The organism is Streptomyces sp. NPDC058880, from assembly GCF_042742535.1.
Lineage (GTDB): Bacteria > Actinomycetota > Actinomycetes > Streptomycetales > Streptomycetaceae > Streptomyces.
In genome coordinates, this window is record NZ_JBHYMC010000014.1 from 95,047 (window position 1) to 113,039 (window position 17,993).

Sequence of the window (17,993 nt, forward strand, 5' to 3'; positions counted from 1 at the left end):
GGCGGTGGCTGATGCGGGTGCGGGACGTCAGAATCGTCAAACGGGGCATGTGAGCGGGATCTCACCCGCACCAACGGGAGGCAGCCGTGAGGACAGCGACACTGGGGCCGGCGCAGCGAGCCGCCGCCTTCACCCGGATGGCCGAACGGGAACTGGATGTGCTCGTCGTGGGCGCGGGCGTGGTCGGCGCCGGTACCGCACTCGACGCCGTGACCAGGGGCCTGTCCACCGGCCTGGTGGAGGCGCGGGACTGGGCCTCCGGGACCTCCAGCCGGTCGAGCAAGCTGATCCACGGCGGCCTGCGCTATCTGGAGATGCTCGACTTCGCCCTCGTACGGGAGGCGCTCAAGGAGCGCGGCCTGCTGCTGGAGCGCCTCGCGCCGCACCTGGTCAAGCCCGTGCCCTTCCTGTACCCCTTGCAGCACAAGGGCTGGGAGCGGCTCTACGCCGGCGCGGGCGTGGCGCTGTACGACGCGATGTCGGTTTCCAGCGGGCACGGCCGGGGGCTGCCGGTGCACCGCCACCTCTCGCGCGCCCGGGCGCTGCGGGTGGCGCCGGCGCTGCGTAAGGACGCCCTGGTGGGAGCCCTCCAGTACTACGACGCCCAGATGGACGACGCCCGGTACGTCACCACGCTCGTGCGGACGGCCGCGGCGTACGGTGCGCACTGCGCCAACCGGGCGAGGGTCGTCGGGTTCCTGCGCGAGGGCGAACGGGTGGTCGGCGCGCGGGTGCGGGACGTGGAGGGCGGCGTCGAGTACGAGATCCGCGCGAAGCAGGTGGTGAATGCCACCGGGGTGTGGACGGACGACACCCAGGCGCTGATCGGCGAGCGCGGGCAGTTCCACGTGCGGGCCTCCAAGGGCATCCACCTGGTCGTGCCCAAGGACCGCATCCACTCGACCACCGGGTTGATCCTGCGGACCGAGAAGTCGGTGCTGTTCGTCATCCCGTGGGGGCGGCACTGGATCGTGGGGACCACGGACACCGACTGGGACCTGGACAAGGCGCACCCTGCGGCATCGAGTGCGGACATCGACTACGTGTTGGAACACGTGAACTCGGTGCTGGCCGTGCCGCTGACGCGCGACGACGTCCAGGGCGTCTACGCCGGTCTGCGGCCGCTGCTGGCCGGCGAGTCCGACGCGACGAGCAAGCTCTCCCGCGAGCACACGGTCGCGCATCCGGTGCCGGGGCTGGTGGTGGTCGCCGGCGGCAAGTACACGACGTACCGGGTCATGGCGAAGGACGCGGTCGACGAGGCCGTGCACGGACTGGACCAGCGGGTGGCACCGTGCGTGACGGAGGACGTGCCGCTGGTGGGGGCCGAGGGGTACCGGGCCCTGTGGAACGGACGGGCCAGGATCGCCGCCCGGACGGGCCTTCACGTGGTGCGGGTGGAACACCTGTTGAACCGGTACGGGACGCTGACGGAGGAACTGCTGGACCTCGTCGCCTCCGATCCGGAACTGGGGCGGGCGGTGACCGGCGCGGACGACTACCTGCGGGCGGAGATCGTCTACGCCGCCTCGCACGAGGGCGCGCGGCACCTGGACGACGTGCTGACGCGGCGGACGCGGATCTCGATCGAGACCTTCGACCGGGGGACCCGGTCGGCCCGGGAGTGCGCGGAGTTGATGGCACCGGTGCTGGGGTGGGACGAGCAGCAGACCGCGAAGGAAGTGGAGCACTACGAGAAGAGGGTCCAGGCCGAGCGGGAATCGCAGCGTCAGCCGGACGACCAGACGGCGGACGCGGCACGGCTGGGAGCGCCCGACATCGTTCCGTTGTAACTCCGGGATGCGGAAGGCGGAACCGCAGACCCGGGGGGTCCGTCCGTTGCGGAGTGAGGAACAATGATGGCTCTGCCGGGGCGGGTTACCGTGGGCCCCGGCCGCCGGGTCGCTCAGCCGCTGGGGCGGGCGGAGCAGCGGCACGATCGCAGAGGGGACGCATGTCGAAGCCGGAGCACACCGAGTCACCTGCCGGGGCGTCTGCGGCGAAGCTTGACGATGGCGCTTCGGCGGGGTCCGCCCCCGCCTCCGCGCCCGCGGCGAAGCCCGAGGATGTTTCCGTGCCCGCGGCAAGGGCTGCTGCCGAGGCGGAGCCTGACGGGCCGAAGCCTGCCTCTGCGTCTGCGGTGGAGTCTGACGGGGTGAAGCCTTCGGCTGCGAAGCCGGGGCCGGGCAAGGCCGTGCCTGTGGCGGAGTCCGAGGGCGCCGAAGCCGGTCCTGCGGGGAAGCCCGGCGGGACGAAGGCGCGGCCGGGCAGGGCGACGGCTGTCGCGAAGCCCGAGGACGCGAAGCCTCAGGACGTGAAGCCTCAGGACGTGAAGCCCGAGGGCGCGAAGCCTCAGGACGTGAAGTCCGAGGCTGTGAAGCCCGAGGGCGCGAAGCTTCAGGACGTGAAGCCCGAGGACGCGAAGCCTGCGTCCGTTTCTGCGGTGGAGCCTGACGGGGTGAAGCCTTCGGCTGCGAAGCCCGGGTCGGGCAAGGCCGTGCCTGTGGCGGAGCCCGAGGACGCAAAGCCTGCGGCTGCCGGATCGGGGCCGGACAGAGGCGTGGCTGCGGCCGAGCCCGTCGCCGCCAGGCCTGCGGCCAAGGCGGTCGGGGCGACCGGGAGTAATCCCGTCGTCGAGAAGGCCGACGCCATGGCCGCCGCCGTCAAGGCCGCCGCCGCCAAGGCGGCCGGGGACGGGCAGGACGAAGGGCGGCTGCTGGCCGGCCGCTACCGACTGGGCGCCGTCCTCGGCAAGGGCGGCATGGGCACCGTCTGGCGGGCGCAGGACGAGACCCTGGGCCGCACCGTCGCCGTCAAGGAGCTCCGCTTCAGCAGCGGGGTCGACGAGGACGAGAAGCGCCGTCTCATCACCCGCACCCTCCGCGAGGCCAAGGCCATCGCCCGGATCCGCAGCGGCGGCGCCGTCACCGTCTACGACGTCGTCGACGAGGACGCCCGGCCGTGGATCGTCATGGAGCTCATCGAGGGGCCCTCGCTCGCCGAGTTCATCCGGGAGAACGGTCCCCTCACCCCGCACCGCGCCGCCGAGGTCGGCCTCGCGGTGCTCGACGTCCTGCGCGCCGCCCACGGCCAGGGCATCCTGCACCGGGACGTCAAGCCGTCCAACGTGCTCATCGCCGGCAGCGGCCGCGTCGTCCTCACCGACTTCGGCATCGCGCAGGTCGAGGGAGACCCCTCCGTCACCTCCACCGGCATGCTCGTCGGCGCCCCCTCCTACATCTCGCCCGAGCGCGCCCGCGGCCAGAAGCCCGGCCCGCCCGCCGACATGTGGTCGCTCGGCGGCCTGCTGTACGCCTCGGTCGAAGGCGTGCCCCCGTACGACAAGGGCTCCGCGCTCGCCACGCTCACCGCGGTGATGACCGAGCCGGTCGACCCGCCGAAGAACGCCGGCCCGCTCACCGAGGTCATCTACGGGCTGCTCGCCAAGGACCCGGCCCGCCGCCTCGACGAGGGCCGCGCCCGGGAGATGCTCACCGCCGTCCTCGCCGCGCCCGAGCCGGTAGCGGCCCCCGTGGTGCCCGAGGTCGCCGAGAAGACCCGGCAGATATCGCTGGCGGACGCCAAGCAGGCCGCGGAGAAGGCCACCGCGGAGAAGGCCGCCGAGAAGGCGGCGAAGAAGGAACGGGAGCGTCGCGAGCGGGAGCAGCGCGAGCGTGCCCGCGCCGCACTGAAGGCCGCCCGCAAGGCGGCGACTGCCGCCCCGGCCGCCTCTGCGGTCGCGGTCTCGGCCGCCGAGGCGCCCAAGGGTCGGCCCGCCCCCGTCGTCGCACCCCTCACGGACGTCATGCAGCGCCGCACCATCGCGCTGGCCGTGGTCGCCGTGGTCGCGGTGCTGGCGGTGGTCGGCTCGCTGATCGTCTGGGCGGTCAGCGGCGACGACAAGGACAAGAAGGACCAGGGCAAGAACGGCGGGGCGACCCCGGCCGCGTCCGCCCCGCAGACCTCGGGCGAAGCCGGGCAGGGCTCCCCGCAGCCCTCGGGGAACACCGGTGAGACCGGCGCGGGCGGCACCGAGGGCACCGGCACCGACGCGGGCGCCGACGGTCAGGGCCAGGGACAGGGCCAGGGCCAGCAGCCCCCGGCCGCGGACCAGGGCCAAGGCCAGGGGCAGGGCACCACGACCGGGGGCGTGGTCGGCGCCCTCCCCGCCGGATATGCGATGGTGACGGAGCCCGGCTTCCACTTCTCGATGGCGATGCCCGAAGGGTTCAGGCGGACGGGCACGGCCGGCGAGAACTCCGGCGCGATATTCAGCCGCGACGGTGGCTTCCCGAGGATCCAGGTCGACTACAACAACAAGCCGACCGACGACGCGGCCCTCGCCTGGTCCAGGCTGGCCCCGGCGGTGGGCAGCAGCAGCAAGGGGTACCGGCAGATCCGCATAGACAAGGCGGAGTACCGGGGCTACCCGACCGTCGCCGACTGGGAGTTCGAGCGCGAGCAGGCCGGCATGAGGGTCCGTGTGCTCAACCGCGGGTTCAAGATCGATGCCACGCACGGCTACGCGATCATGATCAGCTGTCCCGCGGACCAGTGGGACGGTCCCGAGTGCACCCAGATGCGTGACGTGGCCTTCCAGACGTTCCAGCCTCTCGGCTGAGCCCGGGACGCAGGCGCCCCTGCCGACGTATCGTGTCAGCGGGGGCCTGGGAGCCTGCCGCACTCGGGGGAGGCGATGTGGAGGAGTACGCGGGCCGGATCCTGGCCGGCCGCTACCGCCTGCCGCTGCCGCCGTCCGACGCGTACGAGCTCGTCGAGACCCGGGCCTTCGACACGCGCGGCGGACAAGAAGTCCTCGTACGGCAGGTGCCGTTGCCGGAGGTCGTGGACGCCGAGCTGGTGGACGGGCCGCCGGCCGTCCCTGCGGCCCGCCGCGCTCCCGCCGACCTTCCGGCCGTGCGGCGCGCCATCGAGGCGGCGCAGGCCGCGGCCGCGATTCCCGACCACCCCCGGCTGGACCAGGTCTTCGACGTGTTCGCCGAGGGCGAGTCGTTGTGGATAGTGAGCGAACTGGTCCCGGCCAAGCCGCTGGCCGCGCTGCTCGCCGACGAACCCCTGAGCCCCTACCGCGCTGCCGAGGTGGCGTCGGACGTGCTCACCGCGCTGCGCGTGCTGCACGCTCACGGTTGGACACACCGCAACATCACCGTCCGGACGGTGATGGTGTGCGAGGACGGCCGGGTCGTCCTGACGGGTCTCGCGGCGGGCGCCGCGGAGGAGGCCCTGTGCGGGTACGACCCCGTCCCCCGGGCCACCGGCTCCGGCCCCGAGGAGACGTGGGGCGCGGGTCCCGCCCCCGCCCCGCAGACCGCCCCCGCCCCGCAGGTCGATACCGGACCGGCCCCCACGCAGGCGGCGCCACCGCGCGCGGCCCCGGCCCAGGAGCCGCCCCCGCCCCGGCCCGCAGCGGACGGCGCCCCCGGGTACGCGCCGCTCGTGGCCCCGGGCTACGACACCGGGCCGCGGTACACCGACCACATCACCCCCGGGCGGCCGCGGGACGGCGCCGACGTCCAGGCCGCCGCGCGCGCCGGGGTCATCGCCGCGTACCGGGCGGGCGCGCGGGCCGCGGCAGCCCGGGTCACCGAGCAGCGCAAGGCCGAGGCCGGTACTGGGGCCGCGATCGAGCCCGCGGCCGGAGCCGCGGCCGAACGTCGGCCCGGCGGGTCGGCCCTCCCACAGGGCTACTCCTACCCGTACGGCGGAGGACCGCAGTCCGGGGAAGGGGACCGGTCCGGGGACGGGGCCCGGGAAGAGGCCGCCGGCCCCTGGCACGGCGCGACCCCGCGCCGCCCGGCCCTGCCGCAGCCCGCACCCCACCCCGAGCCCGAGCCGGGGACCGAGCCCGGGGCCGGGAGCGAGCCGATGCCCCGGAGCGAGCCGGCGCCCGAGGTACGGCCGCGGCCCGTCCCGCCCCCGCCCCCGTCCGCGTGGAGCCGGGCCGCCCCGCCGGCCGCGTCCGCCCTGCCCGCGCAACTCGCCCTGCCCCAGGGCTACCGCCAGGCCGAGGCCCCGGACCGCCCGGCCACGGAGCACCCGGCACCCGGCGGCCCGTCACCGGGGCCCGGACCGGAGCCGGTCCCGCGGCCCCCGGCGCAGACGGCCCCGTGGAGCGGCCTCGACGCCGAGCGGGCGCGGCACACGCGCATGGCCGTGGTCGGCGCGATCACCGAGCGGTGGGCGCCCGAACAGGCCGGCCCCGTGCACGGGCACTGGCAGCTGGCGGCACCCGTCGGGCCTGCCACCGACCTGTGGGCGCTCGGCGCGTTGCTCTACCGCGCCGTGCAGGGCCATGCCCCGTACCCGGAGGACAGCGTCGCCGAGCTCGTCGAGATGGTCTGCGCCGAGCCGCCCGCGTTCGCCGAGGAGTGCGGCGCGCTCCGCCCGGTCGTGGAGTCCCTGCTGCGCCAGGATCCCACCGAGCGGCCCGACTTCGAGGAGCTGCGCGGCTGGCTGCGCTCGCTCGTGCGGTCCGCTCCGGAGCCGGACGCCGGTCTCGGGATGCTCCCGATGCCGGAGCCCGATCCCGCGCGGCTGCCCGTCGTACGGCGCCGCGGTGAGGTCCACGGACGGCACCGCAATCCCACGGCCGCCCGGAAGCCGGTGGCACTCGGCCGGACCCTGCTCGTCGGCGTCCTGGTCCTCCTCGCCGGTGCCGTCGCGTACGCGATGCTGTTCCTGCCCCGGGCCGGGGTGACGCGGGACCAGGACGGCCCCGGGGAGACCACGGCGCACACCTCGCCGCGGCCGGGCCCCTCCCCGGTGCCCACCGGAACGCCCAAGTCCGTCCCGCCCCCCGCGACGACCGGGCCCGCCGCGTCGCAGGCCGCCCCCGCGCCGGCCCCGCCCGGCTACACCACGCAGCAGGACCCGGAGCACTTCGAGATCACCGTCCCCGAGGGCTGGGAGCGCCGGGGGATCAACGAGGCGGGCCAGGTGCGCTACACCGACGGGTCGTTCGTCCTGACCGTGGTCCCGGGCCGGGACAAGGTCGAGGGCAATCCGGACCCGGCGGCCTATCAGAAGGACAAGGAGCCGGAGCTGACGCCGTACCGGTCCTCCACCTGGTCGACCGTCGGGGACGTCAAGACCACCCGGGTCGGGCAGCAACTACGGGCCACGGGCCGCTACACGTGGATCGACGGGACCGGTCGCAACGTGTTCGCCCGCAATTTCGTCGTCGCGCTGGGCGGCAGTTACCACGTCGTCCTGGTGACCGGTCCGGAGGACGAACAGACCAAGGTCACCGAGGTCTTCGAGAAGGCCACGGCGAGTTACAAGGCGGGCGGATGATCGGATATTGACGGCTGATCAGTACGGCGATTGCGTCACAGTGCCGTCTTTCGGCGCCCGGGCGGTTCCGACAGCCCCCGTGGGCTCCGTAATCTGGCCTGAAGTGCAGAGAGCGGCGGGAATTCGTGGAACAGCAGACAGGTGGGGGCGCCGTGCTGGCGGGCCGGTACAGGCTCGTCGAGCCGATCGGCCGGGGCGGTATGGGGAAGGTGTGGCGGGCACATGACGAACTGCTCCACAGGACCGTCGCGGTCAAGGAACTGACGGCGGGTCTGTACGTCGCCCAGGCGGACCGGGACGTCATGCACGCCCGGACGCAGAAGGAGGCCCGGGCGGCGGCCCGGATCCAGCACCCGGCGGTGGTCACCGTCCACGACGTGCTGGAGCACGACGACCGGCCGTGGATCGTCATGGAGTACATCGACGGCCCCTCACTCGCCGACGCGGCCAAGGCGGCGGGGCGGATCGAGCCGCGCGAGGCGGCCCGGATCGGGCTGCACGTGCTGGGTGCGCTGCGCGCCGCGCACGCGGTGGGCGTGCTGCACCGGGACGTGAAGCCGGGCAACGTGCTCCTCGCCAAGGACGGCCGGGTGCTGCTCACGGACTTCGGGATCGCCGCGATCGAGGGCGACTCGTCCATCACCCGGACGGGCGAGATCGTGGGCTCGATCGACTACCTGGCGCCCGAGCGGGTCACCGGCGGGATCCCCGACCCCTCCTCGGACCTGTGGTCGCTGGGCGCCACCCTCTACACGGCGGTGGAGGCCCGTTCCCCCTTCCGCCGTACGTCGCCCATCTCCAGCCTGCAGGCCGTGGTGAACGACGAGCCGCCGGCGCTGCGCCAGGCCGGGGTGCTCGGGCCGGTGATCACGTCCCTGCTGCGCAAGGACCCGACGGAGCGGCCCTCGGCGGAAGAGGCCGAGCGGATGCTGCTGGAGGCGATGGAGGGCCGCGAGCCGAGGGCGGCGCACGCCTACGTGCCCACGCGCGCGGTCACCTCCGAGGAGCTCTCCCCGGCGCAGGACCGGTCCGAGGAGCAGGCCCCGCGCGAGGAGGTCGCGCAGACGGCTCCGCTGCCGGAGCCCGCGGTCCCGGGGACGGCGGCCGCGCCCGCGGCCGTGCCCGTCGACCGGGACGGCGGCTGGGTCAAGCGTGCCGCGGTGGTGGCCCTGGTGGCCGCGCTGCTCGGCGGCGGCGGTGTCTTCGGGGTCCTCAAGTACACCGGGGGCGCCGGCGGGGAGAGCGATCCGGACCGCGTCGTGAGTTCGACGGGCGGGCCGTCGGGCGACGACGGCAAGCCGCAGGGGTCGACCGCGCCGGCCGGCTACACGAAGGTCGTCGACCCCCTCGCCGGCTTCACCCTGTTCGTCCCGGAAGGCTGGAAGCGCCAGGCCAACGGCGACCAGATCGACTACACCCCGGACGACGGCAAGCACTTCATCCGGATCGCCGCCGATCCCACCCCGGACTACAAGGACCCGTACGCGCACCTGCTGGACCTGGAGCAGCAGGTGGGGAAGCGGACGGACTACAAGAAGCACCAGCTGAACCAGAACACCTTCCGGGGCAGCACCCGGGCCGCGCTCTGGGACTTCAGTTGGACGGAGAAGGTGAGCCACCCCGGTCCGCGCAGGGCCAGGGAGCAGATGTACATCGCCCCGGACGAGACCGAGTACGCGATCTACATGGCGAGTCCGGTCGCCGACTGGGACGTGACCCGCCAGCAGTTCGACATCGTGCTCAGCGGCTGGGAGCCGCCTGCCAAGAAGTCCTGATCCCGGCATTCTGCCAGCGATCACTGGCGGAAAAGGCAAAATCCGGTTACCGGCGGGTACCCAAAGGCTGCCCGGCGCAATACGCTCACCGGCATGACGGACTCGCAGGCCTCCCAGGCCCCTCTCCGCACGGCACCGCAGCCCACCAACCCGGTCGCCCCGGCCCCGGCCGGCGCCCGCACCGCGGCCGACGTGGTGACCCCCGGCCTGGTCGCACGGCTGACCCGCGGAGTGATCGGCTCCGGCCGCACCGCCAACCACACCCCCTTCACCGGGGGCCGGCTGACCGAGCTCCCCGAAGCCACCCCCGACGACGTGGCCGAGGCCTTCGGCCGGGCCCGCGCCGCCCAGCCCGCCTGGGCGGCCGTCCCCGTACGCCGGCGGGCCGCGGTCCTGCTGCGCTTCCACGACCTGGTCCTCGCCCGGCAGGCCGAGGTCCTCGACCTGATCCAGCTGGAGACCGGCAAGGCGCGCCTGCACGCCCACGAGGAAGTCCAGGCCGTCGCCGTGTCGGCCCGCCACTACGGCCGCAAGGCGCCCTCGTACCTGCGCCCCAAGAGCCACACGGGCGCGATGCCCACCCTCACCAAGGTCACCGAGCTGCGCCAGCCGCGCGGGGTCGTCGGCCAGATCGCCCCCTGGAACTACCCCCTGGAACTATCGGTCGGAGACGCCCTGCCGGCCTTCGCCGCGGGCAACGCACTCGTCATGAAGCCCGACACCGAGACCGCGCTGACCGCCCTGTGGGCCCGCGACCTGCTCATCGAGGCCGGGCTGCCCGCCGAGGTCTTCCAGATCGTCCTCGGTGAGGGCCCCGTCGTCGGCCCCGAGGTGGTCCGCCACGCCGACTACGTCTCCTTCACCGGCTCCACCCGTACCGGCCGCGAGGTCGCCCGGGGCGCAGCCGACCGACTCATCGGGGCCTCCCTCGAACTCGGCGGCAAGAACGCCATGCTCGTCCTGCACGACGCCGACGTCGAGAAGGCGGCCGCGGGCGCCGTCCGCGCCTGCTTCTCCTCCGCCGGCCAGCTGTGCATATCCATCGAGCGGCTCTACGTCCATGCCTCGATCGCCGACGACTTCGTCGAGCGGTTCGCCGCCCGCACCCGGGCCATGCGGCTCGGAGCCTCCCTCGCCTACGGCGCCGACATGGGATCCCTGGTCGGCGAGCGCCAGCTGGAGACCGTGCAGCGGCACGTGGACGAGGCCGTCGCCCAGGGCGCCACCCTCGTCGCCGGCGGCACCGCACGCCCCGACATCGGCCCGCTCTTCTACGAGCCCACCATCCTCGACGGCGTCGAAGCCGCCATGGCGGTCTGCGGAGAGGAGACCTTCGGCCCGGTCGTCTCGATCTACCGCTTCACCGACGAGGAGCAGGCCATCGCGGAGGCCAACGCCACCGCCTACGGCCTCAATTCCAGCGTCTGGACCCGGGACGCCCGCCGCGGCCACCAGGTCGCCGCCCGCCTGCGCACCGGCACCGTCAACATCAACGAGGGCTACGCCCCCGCCTACGGCAGCGCCCAGGCGCCCATGGGCGGCATGAAGGACTCCGGCCTCGGCCGCCGCCACGGCTCCGAGGGCATCCTCAAGTACACCGAGGCCCAGACAGTCGCCCAGCAGCGGCTGGTCCCGATGGCGCCCTCGCTGGGCATGGACGACGAGACGTACGCGGCGTTCATGACCCGCAGCCTCAAGGTCATGAAGGCTCTCCGACTGCGCTAAGGGGTATCCGTGTCGCACGACGACGCATCCGACGACGCCTACGACTACGACGTCATCGTCATCGGATCGGGCTTCGGAGGGTCGGTCTCGGCCCTGCGCCTCACCGAGAAGGGGTACCGGGTCGGCGTCCTGGAGGCAGGGCGCCGCTTCACCCGCGAGAGCCTGCCGAAGAACAGTTGGGACCTGCGCAACTACCTGTGGGCCCCGGCCCTCGGGCTGTACGGGATCCAGCGGATCCACCTGCTCGGCCACGTCATGGTGCTCGCGGGCGCCGGCGTCGGCGGCGGCTCGCTCAACTACGCCAACACCCTGTACGTGCCGCCCCGGGCTTTCTTCGAGGACCGGCAGTGGGCGTCCATCACCGACTGGCAGGAGGAACTCGCCCCGTACTACGACCAGGCCAAGCGGATGCTCGGGGTGCGCCTCAACCCGACCATGACCCCCTCCGACGTCCACCTCAAGGCGGCCGCCGAGAAGATGGGCGCGGCGGACACCTTCCACATGGCCCCGGTCGGGGTCTTCTTCGGCGATGGCGAGGACGCCGCCGCCGGTCCCCGCGTCCGGCCCGGTGAGGAGACCGCCGACCCGTACTTCGGCGGTGCCGGCCCCGCCCGCAGGGCCTGTACCGAATGCGGCGAGTGCATGACCGGCTGCCGACACGGTGCGAAGAACACCCTGAACGAGAACTACCTGCACCTCGCCGAGCGCGCCGGCGCCGTCATCCATCCCATGACGACCGTCACCGCCCTGTCCGAGCACCCGGACGGCGGCCACCGCGTCCGCACCGTGCCCACCGACGGCCGCCGCCGCGGGAGGGCGAAGGTGCTGCGCTGCCGGTACGTGGTCGTCGCCGCGGGCACCTACGGCACGCAGACCCTGCTGCACACCATGAAGGACCGCGGCGAGCTGCCGCGCCTGTCGGAGCGGCTCGGGGAGCTGACCCGGACCAACTCCGAGGGCCTGGTCGGCGCGCAGACCGACGACCGCCGCTACCGCAGGCGGCACGGCGCGGCCGCAGGCGGGGAGCAGCGGGCCGACTTCACCAGGGGCGTGGCGATCACCTCCTCCGTGCACCCCAACGCCGACACCCACATCGAGCCGGTCCGCTACGGCAAGGGTTCCAACGCGATGGGGTTCATGACCGTCCTCCAGGTGCCCTACGGCGCCCACCGGGTCCGCGGCTGGCTGGCCAGGACCGCGAAGCACCCCCTCCAACTGGCCCGTTCACTGTCCAACCGGCGCTGGTCGGAGCGGACCATCATCGGCCTGGTCATGCAGTCCCTCGACAACTCGCTGACCACCTACCGCAGGCCGGGCGGGATCGGGAAGGGCCTGCTGACCGCCCGCCAGGGGCACGGCGCCCCGAACCCGGTGCAGATCGAGGAGGCCACGCGGGCGGCGACCCTGCTGGCCGAGGAGATCAACGGCTTTCCCGGCAGCAACATCGGCGAGCTGATGGGGACCCCGCTGACCGCACACTTCCTCGGCGGCTGCCCGATCGGAGCGTCGGCGGGCGAGGGCGTGGTGGACCCGTACCACCGGCTGTACGGGCACCCGGGCATCTCGGTGGTGGACGGCTCGGCCGTCTCCGCGAACCTGGGGGTCAACCCGTCGCTGACGATCACCGCGCAGGCGGAGCGGGCGATGGCGTACTGGCCCAACAAGGGCGACCGGGACCCGCGACCCGAACAGGGCGCGGCCTACACCCGCCTGGAAGCGGTGGAACCGGTCCGCCCGGCCGTCCCCAAGGACGCGTTCGGCGCGCTGCGGCTGCCGTTGCTGGCTGTCCCCGAAATTCCCCCACGGGATCCGGAACCGACCGGATGACGGCGGTGGGTACCGCGCTCCCCCTCCGAGCGCGGTACCCACCGCGGTACATACGTGACAGATGTTCAGCCTTGATGGTTGTACCGGAATCCGCCGGGCCGGGGTGTGGTGTCGATCACATGACCAAGGAGGCAACTGCGCATCGTCCTCGACCGTCAACGGCAGCATGAGAAAGCGCATCTCCTTGCTGGCTGCCTGCGGCGTCGCCGCCCTGGGAATCGCCGCCACTCCCGCACACGCCGCGGACCCCGCCCTCGTCCTGGCCGGACCGGCCGAGATCGGCCTGCGCCCGCACCCCGGGCAGAGCGGCGAACCGCAGAAGACCTCGGTCGCGTTCCGGCTCGTCAACGACACCGCCTCGGCGTTCGACCGCCGGAGCACCTTCACCATCGACCTGAGCGGGCTCAAGGGGGTCGCGGACGTCGCGCTCGCGAAGCACCAGGGATCGGACTGCACGCTCACCGAGGCGGCCGTCACCTGCACGCGCCCCGCGCTGTGGAAGGGCGAGACCCGCGTCGTCGATCTGGACCTCAGTGCCGCCAGCGGCAGCAAGGCCGGCGCCACCGCGGACCTCACCGTGACCGGCGAGGCCGAGGGAGCCACCTTCCGGTCCGCCACCACCACGGTCCGGGTCGGCGGCCCCGACCTCGTGCTGGAGCGGGCCCGGCTGAAGGAGGAGCAGAAGCCGGGCGACACCCAGAACCTGTCGGTCGTCTTCGCCAACGAGGGCACGGAGTCCGTGAAGGGCGTCGTCCTGGAGGTGCGCACCACCCACGGCATCGACCTGCTGGAGCAGTACGACAACTGCTCCTACTCCGAGGACACCGGTGAGGGGCAGCCCCTGAACACGGGCTGGAGCACGGCGCAATGCCTGCTGGAGGGCGAGTACACGCCGGGCGCCGTCTACGGGGTCGACGGCCCGCTGACCCTGAAGGCCGCCCCGCACGCCTTCGCCGACACCCTCACCTACGCCGTGTACGCCGACGGGCACCAGCCGAAGGCGGCCGGGACGGCCAAGAAGCCGGCCGGCGGCAAGAAACTGGCCGTGCGCGAGCGCGCCGCCGGGGCCTCCGCACGGTCGGGGGACCTCGATCCCTGGAACAACATGCAGGAGTTCGACTTCAGGACCCGCAACAGCGCCGACCTCGTGGCCTGGCCCGTCTCCCTCGCCGGCGGGGTGGGCGAGACGGTCAGGGCCGACTTCGGCTTCCGCAACAACGGTCCCGCCTGGGTGGCGGAGTTGCGCTCCGGTGAGAGCGTCGCCCGCACGGACATCGTGATCCCGGCCGGTACGAAGGTCACCAGGGTCCCGGCCGGCTGCCACGGCGTCAACGCCGACGGCACGGCCCGAGAGCAGGCGCTGGGCGCACCGCGCTACTTCTGCTCCACCGGGCATGTCGTGGGGGAGCGGGAGAGGTTCGCCTACCCCTTCGAGCTGAAGATCGAGCAGGTCGTGGCGAACGCGGCGGGCTCCGTCTCGGTCGGACGGTGGACCCCCGAGGGCACCGCGGGCCAGCCGTGGGACCCGAACCACGCCAACGACAAGGCGCCCGTCGTGATCGCCGCGAAGGACGGCGGCGCCTCGCCGACGCCGACCACCTCGGCCACGTCGTCGCCGACCGCGACGGCCACCGCCTCGGCCACGCCCTCCGCCACCTCCGGTACCACGACCCACGGCGGTCTCGCCGCCACCGGAAGCTCCGCCGGGCCGCTCGCGCTCGGCGGCGCGGTGCTCGTGGCCGCGGGCGGCGGCCTGGTCCTGGCCTTCCGCCGCAAGACCGGCACACACGCCTAGGAACGGTCCGGCGCCCGGCCGCCGACGCAGAACGGCCGGCCCGGGGCGTCCCCCTGGCCGGCCGTCCTCTACGGGGTGACCGGGCTGCTGTCCCCTGCCGTCCGGTCACACGAAGGAGCGAGGTCCCACGACGCGCGCACCACGAGGCGCACGTCTCATCGCTCCTTCGGAGCCACGCGTGGTGTTGCGGTTCCGCGGCTGGCTGACGCGGACAACCTCACCAACGAAGCGTCCCTGGGGCGGTCACGCTCCGGACGGGTGACGAACAGCCGTCACACCCGTCCCCGGCACAGCTCCAGCAGCGTCATCGCGAGGGCGGTACCGGGCTTGCCGAGAGCATCGCTCCAATGGGACAGCACCTCCATCTCGCGGGACAGGTGCACCCGGCGCCCGCCGGAGGCGATCCGGGCGTCCTGGATGACCGTCGAGACGGCCATCCGCTCCTGGATCAGCCCGATGATCCGGTCGTCGATGGCGTCGATGCGGGTGCGGGACTCGGCGATCAGCTGCTCGGGGGCGGTGGCGATCGTGGTCATGGTCGTCTCTCCTGTCGGGGTGGGGCCCGCAGGTCCGGAGAACGCAGAGCGCCCCGGTCCTGTCGGACCGGGGCGCTCTGGGAAGTCAGCGGCTCAGGCGAGCATCACGATGACCCATGGCGACCGGACCGGCCGGTGCCATAGGTAAAGAGGAAGCTCAGCTGCTTGCGCACGGAAGGGATTATGTCCCCCCGCACGCCTTCCGGCCAACCCGGTTCGGATGGTGAGACGCCTCGGTGCCGGGTGTGGCGCGCCCGGTTCTCGGCCGCCTCGCCGACGACCGGCAGGCGGTGGAGCGATCCCCGCCCGCGGAGCTCCGGCCGGATGACGCCGGCGCCGTCGCGCCCCACCGCCGTGGCCCAGGACTCGGACGGTGAGACGAAAAGGGGTACGGGTGCCCCGTTAGAATCGACAAAACAGCCACCTCTTCCGCCGGAAGGCCGCCCCGTGCCAGAAGCACCCTCCGCCGCCCACGACAGCGCCCCGGACACGGTTCTCGTCGTCGACTTCGGCGCCCAGTACGCCCAGCTCATCGCCCGCCGCGTCCGCGAGGCACGGGTCTACAGCGAGATCGTGCCGAGCTCGATGCCCGTCGACGAGATGCTGGCCAAGAACCCGAAGGCGATCATCCTCTCCGGCGGTCCGTCCTCCGTGTACGAGGAAGGCGCCCCGCAGCTGGACCGCGCCCTCTTCGAGGCCGGGGTCCCCGTCTTCGGCATGTGCTACGGCTTCCAGCTGATGGCGACCGCCCTCGGCGGCACCGTCGACAACACCGGCGCCCGCGAGTACGGCCGCACCCCGCTGCACGTCTCCAAGCCCGGCTCCACCCTCTTCGAGGGCACCCCGGAGAACCAGTCCGTGTGGATGTCGCACGGTGACGCCTGCTCCGCCGCCCCCGAGGGCTTCACCGTCACCGCGTCGACGAACGTCGTACCGGTGGCCGCCTTCGAGAACGACGAGAAGAAGCTGTACGGCGTGCAGTACCACCCCGAGGTGATGCACTCCACGCACGGTCAGCAGATCCTGGAGCACTTCCTCTACCGCGGCGCCGGCCTGGCCCCCACCTGGACCACCGGCAACATCGTCGAGGAGCAGGTCGCGGCCATCCGCGCGCAGGTCGGCGACAAGCGCGCCATCTGCGGTCTGTCCGGCGGCGTGGACTCCGCGGTCGCCGCGGCCCTCGTGCAGAAGGCCATCGGCTCCCAGCTGACCTGCGTCTACGTCGACCACGGTCTGATGCGCAAGGGCGAGACCGAGCAGGTCGAGAAGGACTTCGTCGCCGCCACCGGCGTGCAGCTGAAGGTCGTCGACGCCCAGGAGCGCTTCCTGAACGCGCTCGCCGGCGTCTCCGACCCGGAGACCAAGCGGAAGATCATCGGCCGCGAGTTCATCCGCGTCTTCGAGCAGGCCCAGCTGGAGATCCTCCAGGAAGACGGCCCCGCGGTCGCGTTCCTCGTGCAGGGCACCCTGTACCCGGACGTCGTCGAGTCCGGCGGCGGCACGGGCACCGCGAACATCAAGTCGCACCACAACGTCGGCGGCCTCCCCGACGACATCGAGTTCGAGCTCGTCGAGCCGCTGCGCCAGCTCTTCAAGGACGAGGTCCGCATGGTCGGCCAAGAGCTCGGCCTGCCCGAGGAGATCGTCCAGCGCCAGCCCTTCCCCGGCCCCGGCCTCGGCATCCGCATCGTCGGCGAGGTCACCAAGGAGCGCCTGGACCTGCTGCGCGAGGCCGACGCCATCGCCCGCCACGAGCTCACCGCGGCCGGCTTGGACCGTGAGATCTGGCAGTGCCCGGTCGTCCTGCTCGCGGACGTCCGCAGTGTCGGCGTCCAGGGCGACGGCCGCACCTACGGCCACCCGATCGTGCTGCGCCCCGTCTCCTCCGAGGACGCCATGACGGCGGACTGGACGCGCATGCCGTACGAGGTGCTCGCCCGCATCTCCACCCGCATCACCAACGAGGTGCCGGAGGTGAATCGGGTGGTCCTGGACTGCACGAGCAAGCCCCCGGGCACCATCGAGTGGGAGTAAGGGGCCCCGCCCCGCACGACGTCGCCGTCGCCCGGCCGGACCGGGCGGCGGCGACGTCGCCGTTTCACCACCGCGCGGCTCTGTTCTCCTCGCGCCGGGGCCAGTACCTTGCGCCGACGACGACGGCGGAGCCGGACCGGAGGAGGGCGGGCGATGTCCGAGGAGACGGGGACGCCGGGCACGCGGCCCGGACCGGTGCCGGTGGACCGGCTGCGGTTCGAGATGCCGCCCGCGCACCAGGACCCGGCCGAGGAACGTGCGTACCGCAAGCAGCGCCTCGCCGGAACGCTGCGGCTGTTCGCCCGCCTCGGGTACGAGGACGGGGTCGCCGGGCACGTCACCGCACGGGACCCGGAGTTCGACGACTGCTACTGGGTGAACCCCTTCGGCCGCGCCTTCGCCGCCCTCGGCCCCGAGGACCTGCTGCTCGTCGACGGGGACGGGCACGTGGTCCAGGGGGAGCGGCGGGTCAACGAGCTGGCGTTCGCCGTGCACGCCGCCGTGCACCGGGCGCGCCCCGGGGCGGTGGCCGTGGTCCGCACCCAGGCCCCGTACGGCCGGGCGCTGGCCGCGCTCGGCGAACTGCTCGCCCCGATCACCCACGAGGCCTGTGCCTTCTACGAGGACCACGCCCTCCTCGACGAGTACGCCGGAGCGCAGGACGGCGCGCGGATCGCCCGCGCGCTCGGCCCGTACAAGGCGCTGGTCCTGCGCAACCACGGGCTGCTGACGGTCGGCGGCTCGGTGGACGCGGCGGCCTGGTGGTTCGTCGCGGCGGAACGGGCGGCCGAGGTCCAGCTGATCGCGCGGGCGGCGGGGAAACCGGTGCTCATCGACCACCACAGCGCCGTGGCCACCCGCGAGCGGTTCGGCGGGGACCTCGCCGCGTGGGTGAGCTACCAGCCGTTGTGGCAGACCGTCGCGGACCTGGCGTCAACATCATGAACCGTTAATCACCTGCTCTGACATCGTGCGCAATCCGGAGCA

General features: G+C 73.2%; 10 protein-coding genes. 9 read left to right on the forward strand and 1 reads right to left on the reverse strand.

The annotated features are described in order from the left end of the window. The first annotated feature begins 86 nt into the window (after nt 1–86). The 7 genes from ACFW2G_RS11440 to ACFW2G_RS11470 all read left to right on the forward strand — a co-directional run bounded on the left by ACFW2G_RS11440 (nt 87) and on the right by ACFW2G_RS11470 (nt 14,436). Nucleotides 87–1,793, forward strand: a complete 1,707-nt coding sequence (locus ACFW2G_RS11440) for a glycerol-3-phosphate dehydrogenase/oxidase (RefSeq protein ID WP_037918999.1) — start codon at nt 87–89, stop codon at nt 1,791–1,793. A 161-nt stretch (nt 1,794–1,954) separates the two neighbouring features. After that, nucleotides 1,955–4,621, forward strand: coding sequence for a protein kinase (locus ACFW2G_RS11445; protein ID WP_384581307.1), 2,667 nt, complete (start codon nt 1,955–1,957; stop codon nt 4,619–4,621). Nucleotides 4,622–4,698: 77 nt separating this feature from the next. Beyond that, complete coding sequence (locus ACFW2G_RS11450) at nt 4,699–7,314, forward strand: protein kinase (protein ID WP_384581305.1); 2,616 nt, start codon at nt 4,699–4,701, stop codon at nt 7,312–7,314. A gap of 125 nt (nt 7,315–7,439) precedes the next feature. Next, nucleotides 7,440–9,089 (forward strand): serine/threonine-protein kinase, encoded by a 1,650-nt coding sequence (locus ACFW2G_RS11455; protein ID WP_384581303.1) that lies wholly within the window; start codon nt 7,440–7,442, stop codon nt 9,087–9,089. A 93-nt stretch (nt 9,090–9,182) separates the two neighbouring features. After that, complete coding sequence (locus ACFW2G_RS11460; protein WP_384581301.1) at nt 9,183–10,814, forward strand: succinic semialdehyde dehydrogenase; 1,632 nt, start codon at nt 9,183–9,185, stop codon at nt 10,812–10,814. Nucleotides 10,815–10,823: 9 nt separating this feature from the next. Next, nucleotides 10,824–12,641 carry a GMC oxidoreductase gene (locus tag ACFW2G_RS11465; protein ID WP_384581299.1) on the forward strand — a complete coding sequence of 606 codons (1,818 nt, stop codon included), beginning with the start codon at nt 10,824–10,826 and terminating at the stop codon, nt 12,639–12,641. Nucleotides 12,642–12,807: 166 nt separating this feature from the next. Beyond that, entirely contained in the window at nt 12,808–14,436 is a 1,629-nt protein-coding gene (locus ACFW2G_RS11470; protein WP_384581297.1) for a peptidase, read from the forward strand. Between the two features lie 272 nt (nt 14,437–14,708). On the opposite strand, the gene ACFW2G_RS11475 is transcribed toward ACFW2G_RS11470, so the two are convergent. Further along, nucleotides 14,709–14,972: a chorismate mutase gene (locus ACFW2G_RS11475; RefSeq protein WP_037919013.1), complete on the reverse strand. Its 264-nt coding sequence runs from the start codon at nt 14,970–14,972 to the stop codon at nt 14,709–14,711. Nucleotides 14,973–15,419: 447 nt separating this feature from the next. Between ACFW2G_RS11475 and guaA the strand changes: the two genes are divergently transcribed. Continuing rightward, on the forward strand, nt 15,420–17,006 hold the full coding sequence (guaA, locus tag ACFW2G_RS11480) for a glutamine-hydrolyzing GMP synthase (RefSeq protein WP_384447107.1): 1,587 nt from the start codon (nt 15,420–15,422) through the stop codon (nt 17,004–17,006). A gap of 153 nt (nt 17,007–17,159) precedes the next feature. Continuing rightward, the gene (locus ACFW2G_RS11485; RefSeq protein ID WP_037919015.1) at nt 17,160–17,951 is read left to right on the forward strand and encodes a class II aldolase/adducin family protein; all 792 of its coding nucleotides are present in this window, start codon (nt 17,160–17,162) and stop codon (nt 17,949–17,951) included. Nucleotides 17,952–17,993 lie beyond the last annotated feature (42 nt).